This window comes from Desulfatiglans anilini DSM 4660 (assembly GCF_000422285.1).
Lineage (GTDB): Bacteria > Desulfobacterota > DSM-4660 > Desulfatiglandales > Desulfatiglandaceae > Desulfatiglans > Desulfatiglans anilini.
The window spans coordinates 26379-51483 of record NZ_AULM01000021.1; the positions used below are offsets into that span (position 1 = coordinate 26379).

Sequence of the window (25105 nt, forward strand, 5' to 3'; positions counted from 1 at the left end):
TGGGGCATCTGCATCAGAAAGAATTTGCCGCTGAGTTTGCGGGGTATATGATTTAACTTGACATAGTAAGTCGGCATGTACAGGGAAATATACGTTCGAACCCTGTGCTTTAAACGATGATGGAAAAGACGTACGGACGTACTTAGTAGCTAATAAAGCGAGAGGTAATGAATTTGCCAGAAAAGGACATCCTATTTCGTATAGGTAGAAGAGTTGCTGAGAAAATGTTTCATAGAATTTCGCCAAAATTCATTAGGCTAAACAGAACATTAGAATTGCACAACTGTCGATTCTCAAAACCAAATGTTATAGTAATCGGAGCCGCCGGTGGAATTGGGCCGCTATATTATCCTTGGGTTATGCGTAATTCCATAGTTGCTGCCGGTTTTGAACCTGAAAAGAAGGCTTTTGAAAGACTTACTCAGAGAAACAAAAAAATAACATGGTATCCATATGCACTTGGTGATAAGAATATAAACTCAATTTTCTATCTTACCAAAAATCTTAGATGCTCATCTTGTCTTGAGCCTAATATGGATTTACTATCTGAGTATCCAGTTGGGAAATGGTTTTCGATACAGTCAACACAGAAGATAAAATTACGCAGGTTCGACACTCTTTACGAAAGCGGAAAAATCTTCTTTCCTCCGGATTTTCTGCATTTTGATGTGCAAGGATTTGAGTATCAAGTTTTAGAAGGTTTTGGGCGATATTTAGATGCAACAAGATGTGTGGAAATTGAAACACAATTGAAACCAATTTATAAGCGGCAGAGATTATTTTTTGAATTGAAAGAATATCTCGAGCAAAGAGGTTTTTATTTAAGAGCTATCGAGCCTCAAGGGTATTTTGAAGGCGAAATATTGGAACTCAATGCTTTTTTTGTTAAGAAGAATGAGAATCTTGACGATCGAGGCAGGTCTTTAGTTAATCTCTGGGAAACGATTTGCATGTTGGGCCAGCGTCCGGTTGTCCCGACACAATTAGAGTAGGTGAATATTTGAAGTTTTTTTCATGAAGCTTTTACTTGCATCCCGCGGGGATTTCGACAACCCCAAGATTTGGTCTGGTACCCAATATAATTTAAAAAGGGCTTTTCAGGCCGAGGGAGGTGTCCAGACCCTCAACTGGCAACTGAATCGTCAATTGCTGCGGGCATACCATGCGGGCTTTCTCAGGTTTTTCTTTGGATGGGGCACATCCCGTGACCCGCTACTCCAACGCTTTGCTGAAAAAAAAATAAAGCGTCTTCTGATTCGAAACGACAAACCGCCTGATTTTCTGCTGTTCATTTCAGACTACTACATTCCTGACAGGCTTAGGGGCTATACGAAATATGCCGCCTATTTCGATTCGTTCCTGAAGGAACAATTCAAATATATGGATGATGCCCGTTGGGGAAAAGATTGGTTTTTTCGCGGCTATGAGAAATCGAATCAGGCGCAGCTTGAAAGAATGACCCTGATCTTCACCCAGAATGAATGGACACGCCAATGCATTATCAGTGAATATGGAATTCCCGGCGCTCGGATTCACAATGTGGGGTTCGGCATCAACGTTACGCCGTTTGATGGCGAAAAAGATTATGATAAGGAGCTTCTTTTGATCGTGCAGCGCAAGGGAACGGAAAAATACAAGGGTCTGCTGCTTCTGCTTGACGCGTTCAAAATCTTGAAAAGGCGACAAACGAAGGTCCGCCTGGCGGTGGTTGGCACCCAACTGCCAGACAAGCTCGACGGCGTTGAATATTTCTATAATTTCCCACGCTCCAAAACCGTGGAGCTATTCAGAGCCTCCACTTTGTATGTCATGCCAGCCCTTCATGAACCGAATGGCATTACCTACCTGGAAGCCCTGGCCAACAAGACGCCCATTGTCGGGCTAAACCGGTTTGCGGTGCCGGAGTTTTCTGGCAATGGGAAATGGGGGTTCATGGCAGACGATGGCGCTCCGGAGGAACTCGCCGATGTCATCTACAAGGCGCTGAGCGATAAAAACCGTCTGCAGGAGATGGGCTTGAAAGGACAGCAATTTGTCTTGAGCCGGTACCGCTGGGACCTGGTTGTCAATCAGATGTTGAAAGAGATGCAAAAAGTGGCATGTCATTCGGAAGCTTGAGCAGCGAGTGGTGAAGCAATGAATGAATGGTTTCCACTGAATTGAAGACATAAAGAATAGACCAAATGGCCTTTAATTATTTTTGGCATTTCGTGTTTCGAATTTCGGATTCAGCTGGTTTTTTGCGGACATTTCGATATTCGAATTTCGAAGCTCTCTTTTTAAGGATTCCATGAGACCCCTCCACATTATCATGCCCATGGCCGGCGAAGGCTCCCGGTTTGTTCAACAGGGATTCACAACGCCCAAGCCGATGATTGCGTGCAAAGGCAGAAGTCTTTTTGAACGGGCGTTGCTTAGCCTCGAAGGAATCCCCTGCGGGAAAAGGCACTGTTTTATTGTCCGCCAGGAGCATATCGACCTATATGCCATCGATGCTAGAATCAAAAGCGCTTTGCCGGAGGCATCAATTTTCGCCGTTTCGAAAACCACCCGTGGCGCGGTCGAGACATGTCTTGTGGCACGCCCTGCAATCCATCCGGATGAGGGCCTCGTGGTCATGGACTGCGATCTGGAATTTTACAGCCGGGAGTATGCTGACCACATCACCGGCATTTTGGAGCAGCCTGCGTCCCAAGTCAGCGGAGGGGCACTGGTTTCTTTCGATTCAGACAATCCACGTTACAGTTATGCTCTGGCTGACGAACATGGCCGTGTGATCCGCACCGCTGAAAAACAGGTGATATCGCGCCATGCCCTGGCCGGGGCCTATTTCTTCAGTAAGGCAGCATCCTTTATCAGCGCGGCAGAACGGCTGCTGCAGGATGGCCTGGGCGGGTGCGCGGAATTTTACGTTTCCCTACTGTATAACTATCTCATTCATGACGGTGAATATGTCTTTCTGGCTAAAACGGAGAAGTATTATTCCTACGGCACACCCGAGGAACTGAGCCTGCAGAATAATGGCAGTAGAGATTAAGCTGATCATTTCCGATTTCGACGGCACCTTGATGGACACCCGCGAAGCCAATTTTTTGGCATACCGCGATGCGCTGAGGGCTGTTGGGCAGGATCTTTACCCGGAAAAATACGACGAATGTTTCGGGGTCCGGTTCGAGGAATTTATGCTGCGGCTGGGCATTGTAAACCCGGATCTCAGAAAAACCATTCAGGCTGGTAAGGCAAAAGCCTATCCTGCCTATTTCCCCAGGATCAAAATCAATCGGGTTCTGGCCGATTTCATCGCGGGATTCAGACGCAGCGGCGGGCACACGGCTGTCGCTTCCACAGCCAGGCGCCAGAACTTGGTCAACCTGCTGGAATTCGCGAATCTCAGTGATTTATTTGAAATCATCGTCAGCGGCGAGGAAGTCGCGAGACCAAAGCCCGATCCCGAATGTTACCGGATCGCCATGGCTCGTTTGAGCGTTCGACCTGAAGAATGCCTGATCTTCGAGGACACGGATATCGGTGTGCAGGCTGCGGCCGCCTCCGGCGCGAGCTACATGGTCATCAATGGGTGTTTCTATGGAAATTGAAATTGCCGGCCATTCCGGGTGCTCGATCGAGGTTGTCAACGAGAACAACCGCCTGTTCGTTTACAAAAGCACCCGTGATCCCTCCTATGCCGGCCGGCTGAGACAGCAGGCGCTCAAACAGCGCGGTTTTGAGGCACAAGCACCCGCCAGCATCAAGACGCCCCGTATCCTTGCCATCGAAGCTGGAGAAAACGCCTGCCGGATCAAAATGGAATATGTTTATTCCCTTAATTTTATTACCTTCTTGGAAAACGCCGGATATGAACAGATCAATCATTTCCTCGGGAACATCATTGCTTTTGTGGAATCGGAAATCGCGCTGTGTGAATTGAAAACGATTGAAGAGCGCATTTTTACGGAAAAATACTGGTCAGTGAGACGTAACATCCAAACCAGTGCGCACACCGGGGCCGATGGTGAAATCAAGGCGCTCCTGCCCGAGTTGGATAGAATTTTCGGGGGAAAATTGGCTGTAAGCATCCCCGTAGGCGTGTGCCACGGCGACCTCACGCTCTCCAACATTCTTTTCAATGGAGGCCGGTGTTATCTGATCGATTTCCTGGATTCGTTCATTGAAACACCCTTGATGGATATTGTTAAATTGAGGCAGGATACTGCGTTTAATTGGTCAGGGCTGATGTATCAGGGGACTTATGACCACATACGGCATCAGATTGCATTACGCCTTATGGATAAGAGGATCCATGACTTTTTTTCAAAATATCAATGGTATCATGAGGCCTATCCTGTCTTCCAATTGATGAATTTTCTCCGGATTCTCCAATACGCCCATGACCCTGTGGTCATTCGCTTTCTAAAAACGTCCATTGCCGATCTGTTAAAAAGATATGCCGTTTAACCTGATCGTTCCCATCGCGGCTGACAAACCCGAGTGGGTGGATACCGCTCCCTACATGTTCGACCTTCATCCACTGGGTAACCTGATGGTGTTTGAAAGCATCCGCGGTCTCATGCTGGAGGAGTTCGATCGGATATACATTACCATTCTCAGAAAACATGACGAACGATTTCACTTGAAACCACTCCTGGAAAGGCAGTTCGAGGTGGCAGGGATGTTCGAAAAGCTGCGTGTTGTTGTATTGGAGAATCCAACGCGCAATCAGCCCGAAACCATAGCTAAAACCATTGAACATGAAAAAATCAAAGGTCCTATATTGATCAAAGATTCAGACAATTATTTTGAATGCTCTCTGGAACCTACCAACAACATCGCCATTTTCCCACTTGATGCGCTTGAAAAGGTTAATCCATCTGATAAGAGTTATGTTGCCATTGATGATGGATTTTATATCACTAATATCATCGAAAAAAAAATTATTAGTCGTTATTTCTGTGCTGGTGGTTATTCCTTTGAAAGCGCTGCGATTTATATGAAATTCTATCGGAGATTCGCGCACTGCGATATTCTGTACCTGTCCCATATAATCTATGGGATGTTGATGGATCAGTTATCCTTTCGCCCGTGCCAAGTCAGCAATTATCTTGACTGGGGCACTCAGCAAGAGTGGCGCGAGTACTGCGCTAGTTATAAGACCATATTTTTGGCATTTGAAATGCTGCAAACAAACAAAAAAGAAGATTTTGTCCGAAAAATAAGGCGTCTTTACGAATCTGGAACGGCCAGACTGATAATAATAGCCGGAAACAACCGCTTGATGCAAAGCGATTATCAGGTTTGTTTAGCAGAAGCAGGAATTAAATATCATGAAATCATTACAGGCGTTTTCCCATATAATATGCATATAATTTCTGAAGAAAATCAATTAAACGAGTTAAAGCAAAAAATCATTGATTAAATTAATATGTAATAAAGGTTGTATATGAAAATACTGCTTGCAAGTAGAGGTGATATCACAAATCCATTAAACTGGTCTGGCACTCCCTACAACCTAAAAAATCATTTTGCCAATATACCAGGACTCCATATCGATTGCCTCAACTGGCAAACATACCGCATGATTTTACGAATTTACCACGTAATATTTAGTAAACTCATATTCATATACGGTTCTGCGAAAGACCCCTTTTTGAAGCCGTTTTGTGCAAGGACAATAAAAAGCAGAATCTTGCAACTCAAATGTAAACCAGATTTCGTAATGTTTATTTCCGATTATATAATACCTAGTTCTATAGCATATAAAACCAAATTTGCCGCCTATGTTGATTCATTTCATGAAGTTGAAATGCAGCATTATGCTGGTAACCGCCGAGGTATAGGTATTTGGAAGCGGCATTATGGCTTAAACAATATGGAATCCCTTCAACGCATGGCTTTAATTTTCACGCAGAACGAGTGGACACGGCAGTGTATGATGAGCGCCTATGGAATAGATGAAAATAAAATCCATAATGTTGGTTTTGGTGTCAACGTAAATCCGTTTCTTGAAGAGAAAAACTATCAAAACAACTTGTTATTGATTGTTCTACGTAAAGGAACAGAAAAATACAAAGGGCTTCTACTGCTATTAAAAGCTTTTCGTTTGCTAAAGAAATTGCGCCCAGATTTGCACCTTGCAGTCGTGGGAACAGAATTGGATGATAGAATTGATGGTGTGACTTACTACTTCAATCAACCGCGTTCTGTTACATTAGATCTGTTTCGTAAGGCAACGCTTTATGTCATGCCTGCTCTGCATGAGCCAAATGGCATTACGTATTTGGAAGCTCTTGCTAACAAGACGCCCATAGTTGGCCTCAAACGTTTTGCTCTTCCTGAATTCACTAATAATGGCGAATGGGGATTCATGGTTGAGCATGAGGATGCCAACCAATTAGCTAACGTGTTAAATTACGCTCTTGATAACAAAGAGCTGCTGCGGATAATGGGGCTGAAAGGGCAAGATTTTGTTTTGAAAAGATATAGTTGGCATAAAGTCGTTTGTGATATGGCTGCAATCATGCGGAATTATCTTTTACAAAAATAGCTTTGTATGCCCTGTAGTTTAATTTTGGAGAAAGACTTTTTGCGTTTAAAAAACAGAATGATTTCTATGACGAAAAAGTATCAAAGACGCCAGCACACATTTGCAATGTGTGTTATAAAATGACGAAACTTGGCATCTCTCTGCAAAATGGGCTTTGTCGGTTGGGTCTTCTTGGGTTTGGCCTGGGTGGGATAATTGTTTTCAAAAAAGAGCCGGAAGAGTCCTTAATCCAAGGTCTGCGAGAAGAAGGATATGAAATTCTATATTTGCCAAAGAATCCATATTTTTGATATTGCTGATGGATATGTTTTGTGATTGTTATCTTGGATAGGCGATATTGGTATCGTCACTTTGAGTATTTCTTGTGTAGCCCATCATATCAAAACTCCTAGGCTGGGCTAAATCTCGATACAAGATATCCCAGCGGGCAGCCGAGAAGAAATTGAAGGCGGATCGAAGGCAAAATCCAAGGCTGTTTGCGCACTCCGAACTGTTGGGCAAGCTGGAAGGGTGCTTAGGCGCCATATGACGCGATAGTGTCACATTCAGTGCTGTGTCGAACTGATTGGTAAGTCCTGAAAAGGGAACACGATCTACAGAAACTAGCGATGGAATTTCTGGTGAATGTGGTCTTGAGTGTGCAACCGAGCTGTCTTTCAATGCCGCGCATATTTCTTTGTGCGAACATCAGATCCCTATAAGTTGCTCGAGAAAGGACTAACTGTGCTTATTATAGAAGTTGGTTGTGTGCGCAGTGCCGAATATGAATGAAAATCTGTCCAAAGAGTTGTGTTGCAAACTAAGCGGCGTCTCTGTCATCATCCCCGCCTATAACGTCGAAAGCTGCCTATCCCGAGCCGTTCTTAGCGCCCTGAATCAGGATCCGCCGCCTTTGGAGGTTATCGTTAGCAATGACGGATCAACGGACAAAACGGCTGAAGTAGCCCAGAGCTTTGGAGATCGTATCCGATACCTGGAACAAGCAAACCTCGGCCCTGCGGCTGCCCGCAATTCTGGTTTAGCTGTCGCAAAGGGTGAATATGTTGCTTTCCTCGATGCGGACGATTACTGGCTCCCTGGATTTATTAGAGCCACGACTGAATTTATGGAGGTCAACCCTGAAGCTGTAGCAGTGAGCACGGGGTGGCAGATTCAGCCCTTAAAAGGTGCAGCAATAAGTTTTCCTCCACTTGGAAGACAACCTGATATTCCCTGCAAGCCCTGCATGCTGGAAAATTTTTTTGATTTCTGGGCCCGCTATGATCACATCCGTACCGGGACGGCTCTGATAAGAAGTTCCAAACTGGGGACCGACGGTATTCAACGAACCGATCTTCGCATCTGTGAGGATCTTGAGTTCTGGGCTTTTCTGGCTACGAAAGGTCCGTGGGGTTTCATTCCTGAAGCTTGTTGGTTCGGCGATTCGGCCAGGGAAGCTGCTCGTGGGGGCTGGATAAAAAAATATTTTGCCCGCCGGAAATTTTGTCCCACGGTGCAAATGTGGCAAGTACGGGTCTTGCCGAATATAAAAGAGGATGTCTTGCCGTCCTTTAAAAGAATACGGGGAAAGGTTGCCGCAAGTTATGTCCACAATATGGTTCTTGCGGGACGCCATCAAGAAGCAAGAGAAACCTTTGAAGCTTATGCCAAGGAAATGCCTATGACATGGATAACCCGCTTGATGTTCGCAGGGTATCGGCTAGGGTCGTTCGGTTGGGCCAGCTCGTGTGGTTTTTTGAGGTTAAGGGAGTATCAAAAGGCGCTAGTGTTGGCCGTCGGACAAAAACTGTCAACCGTAAAAAGGTAAAATGCGAATTACCTATGTTTGCCGGTCCTTCCTCGACTACCGGGTGCCTGTGTTTGAGACACTTGATGAGTTGGTTGAGGGGAGGTTGAGCGTGGTTTTTTCGGATAAAATCCCTGAGCGGGTTATACAGCGGGCGCGTAACATATTGGGCGAGCGGGCTGTGGGCCTTGCAGGGGAGCGTGCCTTGGGCTTTCACGGCAACATAACCAGCGAGTTTTCCAACACCCGACTGCGCATACCCTGGCAACCGGGCATCCTGAGAGAGATTAGAAAATCCAAGCCTCATGTGTTAATCGGCGACGGCTTCTCCCAATGGACCCTGGCTGCACTGGTTTATCGGATAGTAGAAGGTATTCCCCTGGTGGTGTGCTATGAACGTACGACGCATACAGAACGTAATGCCCAGTGGTACCGTAGGATATTTCGAAAAGCGGTTATAGCCTTTGTTGATGCCATGTGTGTCAACGGCAGTCTCTCAAGGGGCTATGCGCGATCATTGGGCATGTCTGAGGACAGAATTACCATTGGTCACATGGTGGCGGATGTCAAAGAACTCCATAATAAGCATAAGAATCTTCAGCTGGACCAGGTATCGGCGCTTCGTCAAAGCCTGGGCATCCCATTGGATGCAGTGGTCTTCCTGTCGGTTTCCAAACTCATCAAACTCAAAGGAATAGCGGAGTTTTTGGAAGGATGGAAACGATTTGCCTGGGCAGATAACGCGAAGCCTCACCTGCTGGTTGTGGGCGATGGACCTGAACGTGGGAATCTGGAGGCGATCTGCCGCGAGGCAAACTTGCGTAATGTCACTTTTGCTGGGGCGATTGATTATAGCCATATTCATCAGTACTATGGGCTTGCGGATGTTTTCGTGATTTCAACGCTGGAGGACAACTGGAGTTTGGTTGTGCCGGAGGCGATGGCCTGCGGACTGCCCATCATGTGTTCTAGATACAACGGCTGCTGGCCGGAACTGGTCACGCCTGAAAACGGGTGGGTCTTTGATCCGTTGGATTCAATGGATACGGTTTCCTGCCTTGAAAAATGTCTGGCAGGGCGAGACCGGCTCCCGGAAATGGGCAGAAAGTCGTTTGAGATCGTGCAAAACCATACACCGGACCATGCGGCCAAGGCGATCCTAAATGCCTGCAGGATCGCACTTAAAAGGTAAATAATGAGATCACTATTACAATTGATTTTTCCCCGATATTGGCCGCTTGAAGAAGAGTTCAAAAAGCGCGAATCATTTATGAGTTTATCCAAGACCGATCGAGATTATATAAGGTTACGAAAACTTAACGAGCGGTGGCTAAAAGCTCAGAATAACTCAAAGTATTATCAACGTATAAAAAAGAAGCATAATTTACCTGAAACATTCTCTTCTATAGAAGAATATATTTCATTGATGCCAATAACGACCAAAAATGCGGTTTCAAGACATCCAAAACATTTTTTGTTGAATGGGCACGCACGAGGGAAATGGATGTCGACCGGGGGATCCACTGGCATTCCAACCAGGGTATATTGGAAACTCAAAGGACATCTGGAAAGCTTGAGGGATCAGTATTGGGCGCGCATGTGGTGGGGAGTTGATCCTTTCGATAAGCAGGCGATGATTTGGGGGCATTCCCATACATTTGGCCATGGAATGATAGGAACTTATCATAGGCTTATGGTCCCAATTACCGATAAAGCGCGACGGAGGATGAGACTAAGCGCATACCAAATAGACGAATCATCGTTGCGAAGATACTATGATAAGATTGACGCGTTTCAACCAGCATCTTTATATGCGTATTCATCTGCAGCATTCCTGCTTGCGATGGCCAACTCAGATCGCCCCCCCTTGGGAAAGACCCTTAAAGCGGCGTTTTTAGCAGCTGAGCCCATATTGCCACAACATAGAAAAATAATTGACCAAATTTTAAGATGTCCGGCAGTGGGCGAATATGGAAGTATTGAATGTGGAATGATTGCGTATGAACATCCTTCGGGAGGTTATCATATTTTCGAGAATTCCGTTTTAGTAGACACTTCCAAGAATCCCTCAGGTGGATATGACTTGATCGTTACGCAACTAAGGGATAGCCATTTTCCTCTATTTCGATATCAAATTGGAGATATGACGGCTAAAGAAATAGAGCGCGGGAATAATGGTCGCGAAATTCTTGGAGAAATAAAAGGTCGGACCCACGATTTTTTGCGAACACCTTCTGGAAGATTCTGCCACGGAGAAATGATTACACACTGCATAGAACAACTAAGCGATATATTGATTTTTAATGTTCATCAGAGGCGCGATTTCCGAATAATCATAACAATCACAACAAATGACAGCAAACCATTATCATTGAAAAAGGAAAATTGGTTAAAAACGTCTATCCGTACCGCATTGTGTGAATCAATTTCTATCGATTTAGACTACAAACCAGAATTGAGCCGATCTATAGCGGGCAAGCATAGGTGGATAACGACCGAGTTCGAGCAATGACTTAAAATTTATTGTGCTGCATTTTTTCAAAAATTAAATTTTTCTCCTAGAGAAGTATTCTGATATCATGTATGCAACTATGAGTGATGCATATAAGAAACCGCTGACCCATTCTAACGCCACTGAGCGAGTTGATAAATCCGCTGCCTATTGGAATCAATTGAAAGGGGCGTTACCTATATGGTTGTGCATTTGGGGGCTTGCCTTTCGGAGGATGGTGCTGCGCCGAGGAAGGTCCGCGGAAAATTTCGCGACCGTCGATTCATTTGCGCTTGTAGATATAATTTTAGTTGGGATAATGACGATCCTGGTGCTGAAAAAGCTTGCAAAGGGAAATCCCTCTATCAAGAGATTTTTCCCTGTCAGCGGTGAATTCCTACTCGCGATGTATTGTTTAGGCATTGTAAGTATGATTTGGTCGCCAATGCCAAGTTACAGCGGGTATAGAGCGTATGAAGTATTAATAAGCATCTTTGCAATCTATGTATCGCTATCTTGTTTCAGCCAAAAAAATCTTGAAAAGGGCGCCTTGACTCTTGCCGTTGGTGCGCTGTTTATATTTTATGGTGGCAGGTGGTTGGAAACGGGCGTTTCATCAATCGCCGGACTTCATATTGATGCTGCAAGTGCCGCCATGATTTTCGCTTATTGCTTCGGTGAGTTGCTTACTTCTCCCGATGAGGAACGAAAAAGGGTGCTTAGGAGGCTGGCCGTATTATCACTTGGCATTTTGGTAATATCGACCAGTTCAAGCAGCAACATCGGGGCGGCTTTTGGGGTTCTGACTGCCATCTTCAGCAAAAGAAATCGATTTCTGGCCTTTTCGCTTCTGTTATTTCTTGTTTTAGTTAGTTTCATGATGATCTCGGGCGCAGATGATTTGCAAAGCGCCATGTTCCAGATTTTCTTTCCTGGCAAGAATTATGAAGGGGTCATGAGCGGGAGTGGGCGAGTCAGCGTTTTTAAATATTACTGGCCTCTTGTCTTTGATCATCCTTGGTTTGGTTGTGGTTTTGGTATAGCGACCCGCACGCTCGGTTTTTACGCGAATACCGCGCACAACATATTCTTGGATATCCTTCTCGCTATTGGCTTCGTTGGTCTTTCACTGTTTTTTTTGTTCTTTTATAATTTTATCACTGAAAACATTAAGGCCACCAAAATCAGAATGAAAAGCGCGCTTGGCTGCAGGGCAATGTTTGCAGCAGGATTGGTAAATTGCCTCGGATCTCCTTTTATTGGTAATTTTTGGGCAGTCCCAATTATTGTTTTTTCGAGTTTTTTGGCGCTTCAGCATTTTTCCTATTATCAGCAAACCACCAAGAAAATTTGATACGTCAGTTCTGATGAATGGATGGCGTGCATAATAAAAATACTAAGTCTTTCAAAGTTTTTCTGGCGATGAACCGACTGACCGTTTTAAGTTCGTTTCCCCAGAATTGTATTCTTTCATTGGGCAAAATTGCTTATAAATATAAGTTTATTATCCTGTTCATAATTGTATTGGCACTTGTAATAGGCCAAATTTATAACCAACGTTGGCAAGGCGACTTTTGGCAACATTCTGCTGTTGTAGCGGCATTGTCTGACAATTTCGTTGATCCAGGGCATCCGAGACTAAATATCAATACTCCTTATGAAATGTATTCTCCCTATTTGCTCGTCCTGGCTTTTTTGGCTCGGCTATTAGCGATACATCCAATCATAGTTTTATCATCTTTTGCGGTTCTAAATCTTGCGTTTTGGTTTTATGCTATGCGATTTTTTGTTACCAGGATCAGCACTGCAAAAGATACGCCCTTTTATGCCATCTTATTTTCGTTGGTTATGTGGGGTCCATATCCGTGGATGTGGAGTGGATTTCTGCATTTAAAGGCCATTGGAAATGTTATACCCTATCCTTCAGCATTTTCCATCGCTTGTACGCTCATTGTCTGGGGATGGGCGATCACCCTCGAAGGGAAGAATAAGTGGGTAAAGATTTTTTCTATGGCAGTTATTTCGGGAATAGTGCTCTTATCCAACCCTCAAACAGGGATGGGCCTTGTGGCGGGCCTGGGAGCGATTGCTCTCAGTCGGTTGGCCAAGGGATGCCTGATGCCAGCGTTGCTGATATGCGGGGCAGTGGTTGGCGGTTTTGGATTGGCACAGCTATGGCCTTATTATCCCTTTTTTGATGTTGTTGCCCCAGGAAAGTCTGTAAGTTATCATCTTGGCAATTATTGGATGTACCACAATGTTTTATTAGGAATGGGGCCGGCGCTTTTGGGATTGCCTTTAATTATCTCTAGATTGCGTTATAATCGATATGATCCAATGGGCTACATGGCTGTGATGTTTTCAATTATATATGTTTATGGATATATTACTAAAAATTATGGATATGGTAGAATTATTGTTCAGATAATGTTCATTCTTCATTTTGTCCTTGGGGAATGGTTTGCCCGGGCAATTCAAATGACTACGTCGGGAAAGTTGATGCGGTTTAGAACTGCCATGATTTTCAAATTCACTAGGGCGGTCATAATCGCCATGAGCCTGTATTTTCTTGCGTTAGGAATTTATAGGTTTCATCCTGGAAGGGATAGCACCTATGAATCCCTTACGTTTCTTAAAGATTATGTGTCATCTCAAGATGTTGTCATTACAGGGTTGGACAATGCGGATATGGTCCCCTCCTTTGGAGGGAAGGTCATAGCGACTTCGACTAACGAATCATTCGTAAGTGATATTAAAGCCCGCTGTGATGAAATCCGAGAGTTTTTTGATGTCAAAACAGAATTGCATGCGCGGGAGCTATTAATCAAAAGGCACAAAGCCAGATTTATTTTGCTAAGTAAAACGAATCCTGATTTGACTGAGAATTTAAAAAATGAGTTAAGGTTATTTGGAATAACTGTATATAGAAGTAATGATCACGAACTTATATCGATCGCATCAGAAATTTTCTAAAGCCTTGATGAAGCGATTTTAAAGCATAAAAATTCCTTTAGAATTTGGTGCGGTACCGACGTATATGGTTAACTGACGCAAAACCACCCATTTAAGTTACTACAATTTGTATATTTGTGCCTGTAGTGTCTGTTTCAGTGCTTGTATTGTAATTTCCGCGCGCTAAATCGTCTTTTTCTGCCGATCATATCGAATATCCATCGCTTCTCACGAGAACTTTCCTGACACGTAGCACCTTTATCACATACAGTCGCCGGCGAACCGACGAACCGTTGACGTCGGTGGAATCGCTTAATTTGGGATAAAATTATAAAGGAGTGGAATTATGAAAAAAATTATGGTCACGGGCGGTCACGGAACCGTTGGTTATGCAATACAACAAATAGTTTCCCGCGAACCGGTGGAAGGGTACCGCTTTATATTCGTGGATATTGGTGATGCTAACCTTTGTAGCAAGACAGCCACCCTATCGCTTTTTGAGAAAGTTCGTCCTGACGGCGTAATCCATCTTGCTGCAGATGTTGGCGGTTTGTATAAAAACATGGATCACGGGGTTGAAATGCTCGAAAAAAACCTGCTGATGAATATGCATATAATGCAGTGCTGCAAAGAATTTAATGTAGAAAAACTGGTATCCTGCCTTTCCACCTGTATTTTTCCGGAACTGAGTCTGAGTGATCATATTAGATTGCCTATCGATGAAACCATGATTCATATGGGACCGCCCCATCCTTCTAATGAGGGCTATGCGTATGCGAAACGAATGCTAGATGTGCAATCTAGATATTATCGTAAACAATATAAGCAAAATTATATTACACTCGCACCGACAAATATCTTTGGACCCAATGATAACTTCTCGACTGAAAATAGCCACGTCATTCCTGCACTTATTCGGAAATGTCATGCAGCCATGAATAATGGTGGTGATTTCGTTGTCTGGGGTTCAGGCCGTCCTTTGCGGCAATTCATCTTCTCTCTTGATGTTGCAAGACTCTTTATCTGGGCATACCTCCATTATGACGAAGCAGAGCCGTTAATCCTATCACCTGATGAGAGTCAGGAGGTGAGCATCGCTACGATTGGACAGTATGTGGCGGACGCATTTGGTTACTTTAAGCCATTGATGTTCGATACCAAATATTCAGACGGTCAGTTTCAGCGAACGGTGTCTAATCGCAAGCTGATGGAACGTTATCCGGATTTTAAATTTACACCGCTTCCCGCCGCAGTTAAGAAGGCCGTAGATTGGTATCGGGGGAATTTTGCCAAGGCAAGGCTATGAAAATTGAACCTTTAGAAGAAACTATCCTCATATGATAGAACTGACAATACTAATCCCTACCAAAGAAGAAAAGGGAAACATCGAACCGGCCGTTTGCCGAATGCCCAACTTTGGTGTTGAAACTGAGTTGCTATTTGTGGATGGCCACTCAGTGGATGGCACCATGGCCGAGTTAGAAAGAGTAGCATCTGCGTATCCTAATCGCTGTATTCATTACTTTACGCAGGAGGGTAAAGGTAAGCGCGCCGCTGTCTGGCAAGGCTTTAAACGCGCAATGGGTAAAGTTGTTATCATTCTTGACGGTGACATTACTGTCCCTCCAGAAGAGTTGCTCGGAGCTTATGAAATTCTTTCGAAATCAGAAAACATTTTTGTCAATGCAACACGTTTTCGCTACCCTATGGAAAAGCGAGCTATGCAATTTTTGAACTATTTGGCAAACCGGTTATTTGCGTTGCTGGTGAGCTTTATTGTAGGGACATGGCTGTCAGATACGCTTTGCGGGACGAAGGGGATGAGAAAGGATGATTTCATCAAATTGTGCGAAGAGGGATTTCTGAACAACATTGATCCATTCGGTGACCATGAGCTAATTTTTGGAGCTTGGAATCTCGGCATGAAGATTGTTAACTATCCTGTTCATTATAGTGCTAGAAGCTATGGATCACCAAAGATCGCCAACATGAAAATATCTGGGGGATCGGCATTTCTTCGAATTGATCTTGCGGCATTGAAGCATAAATTCCTAAAACGGAGTAAAATTCGGTTTTCACAAAATGAATTGCGTTAAGGCTTCGGATGCGGTTGCTTTTATTACATAATCAATACGGCGCTATCAGCGGGGAAGAACATGCACTCAGGGCCATTGCGGGCATGCTGGAGGAAAATGCTCATCAAGTTTCGTGGTTTCTGCGCTCTTCTGCGGGGATCGAGGGTATTCGGGGAAAAGTCCGGGCTTTTTATTCCGGGATTCACAGCCATGGGGCCGCACAGGCGTTGCGTTTATTTTTGAGCGAGCACCCTGTCGATGCCGCCTTGGTCCAAAACCTCTATCCGTTTCTTTCGCCTTCTATTTTAAAGGTGTTGCGCGAATTTGCCATTCCGATTATCATGCGTTGCCCTAATTATAGACTGTTCTGTCCGAATGGGCTTCATCTGTGCCACGGAGAGGTTTGCGAGCGCTGTTTGGGGGGGAAAGAATACTGGTGCGTGATTCGGAACTGCGAAGACGATCTGTTTAAAAGTCTGGGATATGCGCTGCGCAATGCAGCGGCGCGAATCAGCAGACGGATTGTGGATCACGTGGACATGTTTGTGGTGTTGTCGGAGTTTCAGCGGCAGCGATTTATTCAAGGCGGCATCGCCCCGGAACGACTGGCAGTCGTGCCCAACGTCGCCCCTCTGTCAGCGAAGCCATCCTCCAGCGATCCGGGCGTTCTGGTTTCCTTTGTGGGCCGTATCAGCGCGGAAAAGGGGATCGAGGATTTTGTTGCAGCGGCGGAACGGCTCCCGGAAGTCCCATTTGCCTTGGCTGGCAACTATGACCAGATGCCGGGCCTGCCGGACAAATCACCGAAAAATGTCTGCTGGATGGGGTTCCTCACGGGGAGTGCGCTGGATGAATTTTACCGGCGGTCCCGAATCCTCGTCTTCCCCGGGCGCTGTTTCGAGGGGTTCCCCAATGTGATCGCAAGCGCCATGGCAGCCGGCAAGCCGGTCATTGCATCCCGGTTGGGTGCGGTGCGTGAAATCGTGGATCACGAAAAAACCGGGCTGCTGGTCGAACCACGCAATGTTTCTGAATTGGCCGGCTCCATTCAGCGGCTTTATGCTGATCCGTCTGAATGCCTCAGAATGGGCGAGGCCGGGCGGATCAAAGCGGGGACTTGTTACAGCCAGGAAGCGGTTTATCGGAAACTCCTGGAAGTTTTTACCAGAGTTATACCCCCTGCCCCTATCCTTCCCCATCGTGCCTGAACCGCCCAAACCGAGATTGCACAGGTTCGATACGGCTGCCGGGATCACGATGGTCTTGGTTGTCTTCGGACACAACTATTTCGAAGATTTCAGACAAGATGCCATTTATGGCCCACTTCGGGATTTTCTCTACCAGTTTCATATGCCGGTTTTTATGTTTTTGTCCGGGTTTTTGGTTTTTTATGCCTATAGACCCATCGAGTCCGTTAAGGCTTACAGACAATATCTTTTCAAAAGGGGGCGGAAGTTCATTCCCATTTATTTTCTGTTGTCGGTTTTCTATATCCTTACGGATTTGTATTTGAAGAAATATGGGATCGAGGATGTTCCCGCTCAGATATACAAGATGTTGTTTTCACCTATCCGGGGCAGCGCCGGTTTCCTCTGGTACCTGTATGTGTTGCTCATCTTTTATGCCGTCATACCCCTACTGAAAATACTTCCCCGAAAGTTGCTGTACTTGATAGCCTTGGCTGCTTTTATGCTGACGTTTGTTCCATTGCCATACATCTTTTCCTTGAATCTGGTCGGCAAATACTTTTTCTTTTTCATCACCGGGGGCTTGATGGCCGACCATATGGGGTTTTTCGAAACGGTTTTACCCAGATGGGGCTTGCCTTTTCTATGCCTGTTCACGCTTCTCTGGGTGAATGTGTTTACCCATACAGTGACGGTTATGTATCAGGCGACCAGCGTCGCAGGCATTGTCAGCATTCTGTATGTATCCTCTAGCCGGTGGGTTGGAAAAATCAAGCTGCTTCAAAGCATCGGCAGGCATTCCTTCTATATCTATCTCCTAAACTCCTTGGTCATTGGCATTTTTTATTTGGTCTATCATCGAGTTGGGCTCGATTCTTGTATCCCTCCCCGGATATATATCGTCATTCTGACGATCTTAGGAACGATGCTCCCTTTATGGTTTAGCATCATCGAAGGACGTCTTAGTGGCCGGAAGTCGGATGGCTAGCGGCCAGAGGCCCGATATCCGATGTCCGAATTCGGAGAGTAGAGGGATGAACCACTGAATGGAGGAAACCGAACCTGGTTCGACTATGCCCTTGACTGGCACTATCTCTTTTTTGAAGATTGCAGTCGGGTAACCGACGGAAACCCGGCCATCAGGTGTATAATCAACAGAAGACTCAACAGGGCGGATCCCTTCGTAAGCAAGAAACGGTAACCCACTCGGCGTCAGGCCCCCACAGGCCGACGCTTCTGGCCTCGGTTTTCTTACATCCTGCCGTATGCTTTTCACCTCCCTCGAATTCTACTTTTTCCTTACAGGCCTGCTAATCGTCTGGCGCGTTGCCCCCGCCCGGTTCGGCCCTGGGGTCCTCCTGGCCGGCAGTTGCCTGTTCTGCGCCTGGTGGCAGCCGTGGTTTGTGCTGGTGCTCGTGTATGTCACCCTCGTCAGTTTTCTGGCTGGAATTCGGATGGCATCCGCCACGGATATCGAAGCTCCGAGTTCTGTCCTGCGGGCTTCGTGCACTCAGAAGCCCGAGGCGTACTTCTGTAAAAAAAGCAGGTGTTGATTGGTGCGGTGGTGCTCAACCTCCTGCCGCTGGCCTTTTTCAAGTACTACAATTTCTTCAACGACTCGCTGCGTTCCGTCTGGGCCGGGCCCTGGGCCGTACATCATCTCGATCTGCTGCTGCCGGTGGGGATCTCCTTTTACACGTTTCAGGCTGTATCCTACTGCGCGGATGTCTACAAGGGGAGGATTGCGGTTGAATCCGGCCTGGTGAGGTATGCCCTCTATCTGGCGTTTTTCCCCAAGCTGATCTCAGGTCCCATCGAACGGGGGGTGGCGCTGCTGCCCCAGATCAAAAGGCCGTTTTTGTTTCAGAGCGGTCTTTTTGTGTCAGGGGTCCAGCTTTTTTTCTGGGGGATGTTCAAAAAGCTTGTGGTCGCAGACCGGATGGGCATGTATGTGGATATGGTCTTCGGCGATCCGGAAGGGATGTACGGGAAAACGGCGATCATCGGCGCATGGATGTTTTCCCTCCAGATCTACTGCGATTTTTCCGCTTACATGGACATGGCCATCGGCTGTGGAAGGATGTTCGGCATCGAACTGAGCCGCAACTTCAATTTCCCCTATATGGCGAAATCCGTCCGGGAGTTCTGGCGCTGCTGGCACATCACCCTAACATCGTGGTTCCGGGATTATGTGTACATCCCCCTTGGCGGCAACCGGGCGGCTGCGGGTCGATGGGCACTGAACATCATGCTGGTGTTCCTGCTGAGCGGTCTGTGGCACGGAGCGGCGTGGACCTTCGTCTTTTAGGGCGGGCTGCACGGCGTTTTTTACCTGATTGGCAAGTACACAGTGACGGTGCGAGACCGAGGGCGGCGTAGGATTGGAATGAAGGGCCGGTTCGAGGCGGAGATGCAGGTGTTCGTCACCTTCAACCTTGTGTCCCTGGCCTGGGTGTTTTTCAGGGCGGAGAGCAGTGGAGAGGCCTTTGTGCTGATCCGGAACATGTTCATCGATGTCGAACTGCCGGTGCGTATGCTCTCGAGCCAGTTTTCCACCTTCCTCGCCTTTGCGGCTGCGGGTGTCTTTGCCGGTCTGGAATGGCTTAGCTATGCGGGGGCGCGGAAGCGGGTGAACCTGGTCCAGGCGATCCCCCCGTTCCTGCGCTACCCCGGATATGCGCTGGGGCTCCTGGCGATCACCCTCCTGGGGGTGAGCAGCCGGCAGTTCATCTACTTTCAATTCTGAAAGGGGATGGTGCAGAAAGGAGAGACCTGGAAGGGTTGTGGTTTCTTGAGGGCGGCGGCTTGCAGGCCGCAGCCTGTCCGGTTGGAATCCGAGGGGAGGGGCCGTAGGATCCTTTTTTTGCCCCATCGAAGAGAGAAGTGCTGACTACCCGGGTTGATGAGGAGGGAAGATCAAAGCGCACCTGATCAAGGCCCTGATCATCGGCACCCTCTTCTTTGCGGGGGACATCGGTATCTCCCATGTATTGAAACAGGGCAGGGACCGGTACTACGGGCTGGACAAGGCGGCGCAGATCCTGTGTGTGGGGCATTCGCACATGGTTCTGGGGGTAGATGCGGAGCGGCTGGAGCGGGAGTTGGGCGTACCCGTGGCCAAGTATGCCACGGCCGGGGCGAATGCGTTGGACCGGCTGTGGATGGTGCGGCAGTTCGTGGAGAGGCAGCCTTCGGTGAAGACGGTGATCTACGATGTGGACCCGCGGCTGTTCGACACGGAAGGGCTCAGCTCCGCGTCTTACACGCTCTTTTTGCCCTATATCGACGACCCGGTCATGTGCCGCTATCTCCGGCGGGAGGTGACCTGTGAGGAATTTTACTCGGCCAAAGCGATCCGGACGACCCGCTTCCGGGACCAGACCATCAACGTGGCGCTGAGGGGCTTGCTCGGCAGGGTCGAAAACAAGAAGACCAGCCGGATGCGGGTAGAAGATCTTCAGGGGTTCCTAGAAAGAGAGGCGGCGCGGGGGATCCGCAACAACCCCGATGCGCGGGGCTGCTTTCTCGAAACCATCGATTTTTTGACGAAAAGAGGAATCACGGTGGTCCTGGTGTACATCCCGGTGGCGGATCTCCTGAACGCCATCGATCCGGAGGGCCAGGAGGGGGTCCTGCAGGTGTTCAGGGACGTGGCCGGAAAAAACGACAAGGTGGTCTTTCTGGACTACAATCGGGATTATCAGCACCGGCATGAATGGTTCTACGACCTGCGCCATCTGAACGGAGAAGGGAATGAGATTTTGACCGGCAGGCTGATTGTGGATCTGAAAAGGCTTTTTTGGGAGGGCGGTGAGATACGCTCGTCTGCAGACTCCACGGACATGGATGTGTCTTCAATGGAGACGATCCTACGGCATAGATCTGGTCGGCCGGTCGAGGGGTGATGTGCACTGGGTGCGGAGAGTTAACCGTCAGGGTAAAACACCTTTTTGATTGCGGCGAGCGAGGCATCCTGTGCGTTTCAGTCTTGCGTTGTAACGAGGTGCCATATCAGGGGCAGGGGGCGTTTTCCATCAACAAAACAGCCTCTCGAGCGCAGCAGAGCAAGGGCACGGGGGAGTAAGCTTCGACTGGACAAGGCATCGTCTTCTTCCAGCCCAGCAACATCGTGGGGACCTTTATCCTGATAGAGCAGGCCAGGGGGCACAGCGACCGGGTTGGGGTTTTTCGATAACCTCCGCAATGCTGGGTTCTACGGGAGTCATGCCAGGAAATGGACTTATTGGGAGAGCACTCCCCTCACTCCGGGCATCCCTTACTTCTCGAGCCGGTTTGTCCTATCGAAGCCTGATCCGGTTCGTGAAGGATTAGGATCATTGGTAAACATCGGATTTTTATATTGACAAAAATCTCGGCCTATTTATTAAAACAACTTACTCTTGTGCTTTTAAGTGCAGTTGTTGCCTTGCTTCTTGTATGTCTAACCGCCCCTTTCTTCATTTCCAATTTAAAAGTTTACGATTGGAACGATGAACTAAATATATTCGTTTTTTCCGGAGGTTATATTCATCGCGAACGTGACGAAGGATGGGCTGATACCCATTTTGGTGAAATGGGTATCAGCGGCATCCGTAACCTGTCGATGGATGCTGGAAGCAGTGCTGTCGTCAGTATTTGGGGAGATTCACATGTAGAGGCCTTACAAGTACCTGATTCATGCAAATTGTCTCAACAGGCTACGAATATTTGGAATGAAAACCATAAAGGAAGGATTCGTTTCTTCGGAATGGCGCAAAGCTACTGGTCTGTTGCTGATTATGTTTACCTGATTCCACGATTAGAAAAAATTATAACGCCTGTCGCACATATCATTGTCCTTGGCGAACATGGCCTTAAGGATATCACTCCTGATGGAACGAGCTTTCTCGAACCGAACTTCGCCTTTATTCCCCACCAAAAAATTGATAAGCGAAAAAACGAGTTGCTGAGAAAGGTTGACACTGCTGGGTGCAGCTACCCATTTTTGGCTTTATGGCAGCCAATCCGGGCTTTGCGCGAACGTCTTTCCACCCATGGGCTGCGGTTTATTCCAGGCCCGATTGTGCAGAAAGTTGAGCTTTTGGCAAGCAAGGATTGGTCTGTTCCCACCAGGTCCCTTATCAATGCATGGTATTTTGCACTTTCTAAGCTCAGACAGACATCACGGCAACCATTAATAATCGTCTATTTACCTGAAATCCCAAGACTGAGTGACGGAGAGATTATATGTGTTGATGATCAAGAGGGTTTAATCGCTAAGTTCCGCTCAATATGTGATGAACATGAAATTCTATTTGTGGATTTGACTTATAAATTCATTGATGGCGTTAAGTTAAATCGTCGGTTTGCACGTGGATTTCACAACGGGCAATTGTCTGTTGGACATCTGAACGAATTTGGGCACCTATTAACAGCCGAGGCGATCTGTGGTGCACTTGAGAAGATTGTGCCTTTAAATGATTTTTAATTCGTTAGAATTTATAATTTTTACCTTTATTATTCTTTTTCTGTTATTTGTTATCAGGCATAATCGATCCAGAAAAAGTGTTCTGTTACTTGCAAGCGCATATTTTTATGCTTATTGGGACTGGCGATTCTTAACGCTAATCCTAGCACAAGGTTTGAGCGGATACGTCACCGGGCGGATGCTCGGCACAAATAAGCACCAGCTTTCGAAAAAGGCCATTCTGGCTGTTTGCCTTGTTCTTAATCTTGGATTGCTAGGCTGTTTCAAGTATGTGAACTTCTTCATTGAAGTATTCAGCGTCGCATTAATGGAAATTGGTCTGGATGTTGGTACGCTGAATCTCATTTTACCTTTGGGTATTTCTTTCTACACTTTTAGTGTGATGAGCTACGTTATCGATGTTTATCGTGGCCATTTGAAAGCTTGCAGAGATATCGGTGATTTTTTACTGTTTGTTCTATATTTCCCAAAACTGGTTGCTGGTCCAATTGTTCGTGCCGGCGATTTCTTGCCGCAGTTAAATGCCGTTCCGGTACAGTCGAAAGAAAGAGTATTTCAGGGGGTCCGACAATTTGTCATAGGTCTTGCGAAAAAGATGTTTGTCGCAGACCGCTTGGCAGCTTTTGCTGATACAGTTTTTATAAATGCGGATTTGCTGAATGCTCCAACGGTATGGCTCGGGGTCGTTGCATTTACCGTCCAGATCTATTGCGATTTTTCAGGTTATTCGGACATGGCCATAGGTTTGTCGCGTGTCATCGGTTATGATCTGAACGAGAACTTCAGGATTCCATATCTCTCATCGAGTATCACGGAATTTTGGCGTCGCTGGCATATCTCGCTTTCTTTATGGTTCAGAGATTACGTTTATATTCCTCTCGGTGGCAATCGACATGGAAGTCTTCACACCTATGTGAATCTGATGGCAACCATGCTGCTTTGTGGATTATGGCATGGTGCTGCATGGACTTTTGTGGCGTGGGGGGGAATGCATGGTGTGGCCCTGGTAGTGGAACGAATGATCCGTGGGGAACAAAAATCCATGGCTTCTACTCTACAAAATAAAAATGAAGTCGGCTTTAGGTTCCTTCAATGGACTAGCACATTGTTTTTTATAATAATCGCGTGGGTTTTTTTCAAGGCCAGTTCTTTTAGCCAGGCGGGTACAGTCATTCGCGCCCTATTCAGATTAGACAACGGATTTGGCTGGTATCCGCCCTTGGCTATCTTTCTGATATCAACGGTTGCCATTTTACATGGGGTCTACCTGACCAGATTCCAATCGGTGATGATTCTTGAAAAAAATAACTTTTTCTCTATGACTACCCTGTTTCTAATCTTTTACCTCTGCTTGGTCTTTGTTCCAACCGAGTTTGAACCATTCATTTATTCCCAGTTCTAATCGAGCGGTACTCCTGGTTCCCGTGAATGATCAGGGCCAGGCGCTCTTCGGGGAGATCCGGGCCGGGGTAAGCCTCGATGGGGGCCAGGGAGCAGCCGGTGACAATAAGGTATAGAAGGGGAATGAGGACTGTGAGTCTGCGTTTCATATCGGCCCGAGCGGGGTGTTAGTGTGCGGAAACGGCTCCTTCGAAGCAGGATGCCCGTATCCTACCATGGCGATGCGGTTGCGGCAAGGGCGGTCTTTACCTGGAAAGAGGTGAAGACCGCCCTTGCCATAAGCGGGGGTGGGCGTTGAAGAGGGCGGGCCTGGTTCTTGCCGGGGGTTGTCATTAGCGGCGCGGCCGAGCTGGCGCTTAAGGAGGTGATGTCGGGGTGACGGTGCATGCGCTCTTCCCGAATGCCTTGATTGTGGACAACGATTACTTCTTCGTGAGGTTCCTGGTCGATCAACTGCATGAGCGCGGCTACACGGCCGACAGGGCCTATGACGGCAAGGAGGGCATTGCGCGGTTGCAGGACGGGTTTTTCAGCCTGGTCTTCTGCGACATCATCATGCCCAAGATCGACGGCCGGGCGGTCATCGCGTATATCCGCAGGCACTGTCCCGTGCAGCCGAAGGCGGTTGTGGCGGTATCGGGGCTGTTTGTCGAGCTGACCGACCAGCTCGACGGCATCGAAGCCGATTACTTCATGGCGAAGGGGCCGCTCGAGCAGATGTCCGAACAGGTGCAGAGGTTGCTCGGCTACATCGAAACCGGCGGCCGGCCCCCGCCGAGGTTTTTCTTCGAGCCGGAGGAGCGGGATGAGGCTGCAGGGTTCAATCAGCCGGCGGTCGAGTTGATGGAGGTCCTGAAGGGCGAGCGGAGCATCCTCGAGAGTCTGGCGATGGGAGTGGTCGTGGTGGACAAGGATGCCAGGGTGCTGAGCGCCAATCCGCCCGCGCTCGAGCTTTTCGGTCTGCCGGCTGCGGAGATCGTGAACCGGCACATTGCCAGCCTTTTTGCGGAGGAATCGCGGGGGGCGCTCATCGGTGCGATGCGCTCGGCCCTGCTCGATCGGAGCCATCGGAAGGTGGAGTTGAGCGGGTCTTCGGGCGGGGGCAGCCGGCCCTGGGCCGTGTCGGCCTGGGAGGCGCAGGGAGAGGTCATGGGCTGGGTCCTGTGCGGGTGAGGGGTTGGAAAAACGGGCTCAAAGAGGTTTGG

The 25105-nt window shown here is 47.4% G+C and carries 22 protein-coding genes; all 22 read left to right on the top strand.

What is annotated here, in order from left to right; all coding sequences use genetic code 11:
- Positions 1 to 167 precede the first annotated feature (167 nt).
- The 22 genes from H567_RS27940 to H567_RS0114115 all read left to right on the top strand — a co-directional run bounded on the left by H567_RS27940 (position 168) and on the right by H567_RS0114115 (position 25073).
- Positions 168 to 992 (top strand): FkbM family methyltransferase, encoded by an 825-nt coding sequence (locus H567_RS27940; RefSeq protein ID WP_084517322.1) that lies wholly within the window; start codon positions 168 to 170, stop codon positions 990 to 992.
- Between the two features lie 22 nt (positions 993 to 1014).
- Positions 1015 to 2118 carry a glycosyltransferase family 4 protein gene (locus H567_RS0114025; protein WP_035254528.1) on the top strand — a complete coding sequence of 368 codons (1104 nt, stop codon included), beginning with the start codon at positions 1015 to 1017 and terminating at the stop codon, positions 2116 to 2118.
- A 172-nt stretch (positions 2119 to 2290) separates the two neighbouring features.
- Positions 2291 to 3037 (top strand): glycosyltransferase family 2 protein, encoded by a 747-nt coding sequence (locus tag H567_RS0114030; protein ID WP_028321886.1) that lies wholly within the window; start codon positions 2291 to 2293, stop codon positions 3035 to 3037.
- Positions 3021 to 3596, top strand: coding sequence for an HAD family hydrolase (locus tag H567_RS0114035; protein ID WP_035254529.1), 576 nt, complete (start codon positions 3021 to 3023; stop codon positions 3594 to 3596). Before H567_RS0114030 ends, H567_RS0114035 begins: the two co-directional genes overlap by 17 nt.
- Entirely contained in the window at positions 3586 to 4455 is an 870-nt protein-coding gene (locus tag H567_RS0114040) for a phosphotransferase (protein WP_028321888.1), read from the top strand. The genes H567_RS0114035 and H567_RS0114040 overlap by 11 nt, the downstream gene beginning before the upstream one ends.
- Positions 4445 to 5413 (top strand): glycosyltransferase family protein, encoded by a 969-nt coding sequence (locus tag H567_RS25005; RefSeq protein WP_051184880.1) that lies wholly within the window; start codon positions 4445 to 4447, stop codon positions 5411 to 5413. Before H567_RS0114040 ends, H567_RS25005 begins: the two co-directional genes overlap by 11 nt.
- A 24-nt stretch (positions 5414 to 5437) precedes the next feature.
- Entirely contained in the window at positions 5438 to 6541 is a 1104-nt protein-coding gene (locus H567_RS25010) for a glycosyltransferase family 4 protein (RefSeq protein ID WP_084517326.1), read from the top strand.
- Between the two features lie 763 nt (positions 6542 to 7304).
- The gene (locus H567_RS27300; protein ID WP_153306199.1) at positions 7305 to 8348 is read left to right on the top strand and encodes a glycosyltransferase family 2 protein; all 1044 of its coding nucleotides are present in this window, start codon (positions 7305 to 7307) and stop codon (positions 8346 to 8348) included.
- 1 nt (position 8349) lies between these two features.
- Positions 8350 to 9519 (top strand): glycosyltransferase, encoded by a 1170-nt coding sequence (locus H567_RS27305; protein WP_028321889.1) that lies wholly within the window; start codon positions 8350 to 8352, stop codon positions 9517 to 9519.
- Between the two features lie 3 nt (positions 9520 to 9522).
- Entirely contained in the window at positions 9523 to 10839 is a 1317-nt protein-coding gene (locus H567_RS28610) for a phenylacetate--CoA ligase family protein (RefSeq protein ID WP_153306200.1), read from the top strand.
- Between the two features lie 67 nt (positions 10840 to 10906).
- The gene (locus tag H567_RS0114065; RefSeq protein WP_035254530.1) at positions 10907 to 12172 is read left to right on the top strand and encodes an O-antigen ligase family protein; all 1266 of its coding nucleotides are present in this window, start codon (positions 10907 to 10909) and stop codon (positions 12170 to 12172) included.
- A gap of 26 nt (positions 12173 to 12198) precedes the next feature.
- Positions 12199 to 13791, top strand: a complete 1593-nt coding sequence (locus H567_RS0114070) for a hypothetical protein (protein WP_153306201.1) — start codon at positions 12199 to 12201, stop codon at positions 13789 to 13791.
- Between the two features lie 325 nt (positions 13792 to 14116).
- Positions 14117 to 15076 (top strand): GDP-L-fucose synthase family protein, encoded by a 960-nt coding sequence (locus tag H567_RS25025; protein WP_035254531.1) that lies wholly within the window; start codon positions 14117 to 14119, stop codon positions 15074 to 15076.
- Between the two features lie 31 nt (positions 15077 to 15107).
- Positions 15108 to 15866 (top strand): glycosyltransferase family 2 protein, encoded by a 759-nt coding sequence (locus H567_RS25030; RefSeq protein ID WP_051184886.1) that lies wholly within the window; start codon positions 15108 to 15110, stop codon positions 15864 to 15866.
- An 8-nt stretch (positions 15867 to 15874) separates the two neighbouring features.
- Positions 15875 to 17053, top strand: a complete 1179-nt coding sequence (locus H567_RS0114085; protein ID WP_084517328.1) for a glycosyltransferase family 4 protein — start codon at positions 15875 to 15877, stop codon at positions 17051 to 17053.
- The gene (locus H567_RS0114090; protein ID WP_279614994.1) at positions 17046 to 18020 is read left to right on the top strand and encodes an acyltransferase family protein; all 975 of its coding nucleotides are present in this window, start codon (positions 17046 to 17048) and stop codon (positions 18018 to 18020) included. Before H567_RS0114085 ends, H567_RS0114090 begins: the two co-directional genes overlap by 8 nt.
- Positions 18021 to 18578: 558 nt before the next feature.
- The gene (locus tag H567_RS27310; protein WP_084517332.1) at positions 18579 to 19340 is read left to right on the top strand and encodes an MBOAT family O-acyltransferase; all 762 of its coding nucleotides are present in this window, start codon (positions 18579 to 18581) and stop codon (positions 19338 to 19340) included.
- Positions 19341 to 19418: 78 nt separating this feature from the next.
- The gene (locus tag H567_RS27315; RefSeq protein WP_051184889.1) at positions 19419 to 19778 is read left to right on the top strand and encodes an MBOAT family O-acyltransferase; all 360 of its coding nucleotides are present in this window, start codon (positions 19419 to 19421) and stop codon (positions 19776 to 19778) included.
- Positions 19779 to 20022: 244 nt separating this feature from the next.
- Positions 20023 to 20937 (top strand): hypothetical protein, encoded by a 915-nt coding sequence (locus tag H567_RS0114100; protein ID WP_028321894.1) that lies wholly within the window; start codon positions 20023 to 20025, stop codon positions 20935 to 20937.
- A gap of 455 nt (positions 20938 to 21392) precedes the next feature.
- Positions 21393 to 22499 (top strand): SGNH/GDSL hydrolase family protein, encoded by a 1107-nt coding sequence (locus tag H567_RS0114105; protein WP_153306203.1) that lies wholly within the window; start codon positions 21393 to 21395, stop codon positions 22497 to 22499.
- Positions 22489 to 23901, top strand: a complete 1413-nt coding sequence (locus tag H567_RS0114110) for an MBOAT family O-acyltransferase (RefSeq protein WP_028321896.1) — start codon at positions 22489 to 22491, stop codon at positions 23899 to 23901. The genes H567_RS0114105 and H567_RS0114110 overlap by 11 nt, the downstream gene beginning before the upstream one ends.
- 374 nt (positions 23902 to 24275) lie before the next feature.
- Entirely contained in the window at positions 24276 to 25073 is a 798-nt protein-coding gene (locus H567_RS0114115; RefSeq protein ID WP_028321897.1) for a PAS domain-containing protein, read from the top strand.
- The last annotated feature ends 32 nt before the right edge of the window (positions 25074 to 25105 follow it).

What these genes read in the sequence shown, in the direction of transcription:
- H567_RS27940 (WP_084517322.1), top strand. Translation starts at nt 168, where the DNA reads ATGAATTTGCCAGAAAAGGACATCCTATTTCGTATAGGTAGAAGAGTT.
- H567_RS0114025 (WP_035254528.1), top strand. Translation starts at nt 1,015, where the DNA reads ATGAAGCTTTTACTTGCATCCCGCGGGGATTTCGACAACCCCAAGATT.
- H567_RS0114030 (WP_028321886.1), top strand. Translation starts at nt 2,291, where the DNA reads ATGAGACCCCTCCACATTATCATGCCCATGGCCGGCGAAGGCTCCCGG.
- H567_RS0114035 (WP_035254529.1), top strand. Translation starts at nt 3,021, where the DNA reads ATGGCAGTAGAGATTAAGCTGATCATTTCCGATTTCGACGGCACCTTG.
- H567_RS0114040 (WP_028321888.1), top strand. Translation starts at nt 3,586, where the DNA reads ATGGAAATTGAAATTGCCGGCCATTCCGGGTGCTCGATCGAGGTTGTC.
- H567_RS25005 (WP_051184880.1), top strand. Translation starts at nt 4,445, where the DNA reads ATGCCGTTTAACCTGATCGTTCCCATCGCGGCTGACAAACCCGAGTGG.
- H567_RS25010 (WP_084517326.1), top strand. Translation starts at nt 5,438, where the DNA reads ATGAAAATACTGCTTGCAAGTAGAGGTGATATCACAAATCCATTAAAC.
- H567_RS27300 (WP_153306199.1), top strand. Translation starts at nt 7,305, where the DNA reads ATGAATGAAAATCTGTCCAAAGAGTTGTGTTGCAAACTAAGCGGCGTC.
- H567_RS27305 (WP_028321889.1), top strand. Translation starts at nt 8,350, where the DNA reads ATGCGAATTACCTATGTTTGCCGGTCCTTCCTCGACTACCGGGTGCCT.
- H567_RS28610 (WP_153306200.1), top strand. Translation starts at nt 9,523, where the DNA reads ATGAGATCACTATTACAATTGATTTTTCCCCGATATTGGCCGCTTGAA.
- H567_RS0114065 (WP_035254530.1), top strand. Translation starts at nt 10,907, where the DNA reads ATGTATGCAACTATGAGTGATGCATATAAGAAACCGCTGACCCATTCT.
- H567_RS25025 (WP_035254531.1), top strand. Translation starts at nt 14,117, where the DNA reads ATGAAAAAAATTATGGTCACGGGCGGTCACGGAACCGTTGGTTATGCA.
- H567_RS25030 (WP_051184886.1), top strand. Translation starts at nt 15,108, where the DNA reads ATGATAGAACTGACAATACTAATCCCTACCAAAGAAGAAAAGGGAAAC.
- H567_RS0114085 (WP_084517328.1), top strand. Translation starts at nt 15,875, where the DNA reads ATGCGGTTGCTTTTATTACATAATCAATACGGCGCTATCAGCGGGGAA.
- H567_RS27315 (WP_051184889.1), top strand. Translation starts at nt 19,419, where the DNA reads ATGAAGGGCCGGTTCGAGGCGGAGATGCAGGTGTTCGTCACCTTCAAC.
- H567_RS0114110 (WP_028321896.1), top strand. Translation starts at nt 22,489, where the DNA reads ATGATTTTTAATTCGTTAGAATTTATAATTTTTACCTTTATTATTCTT.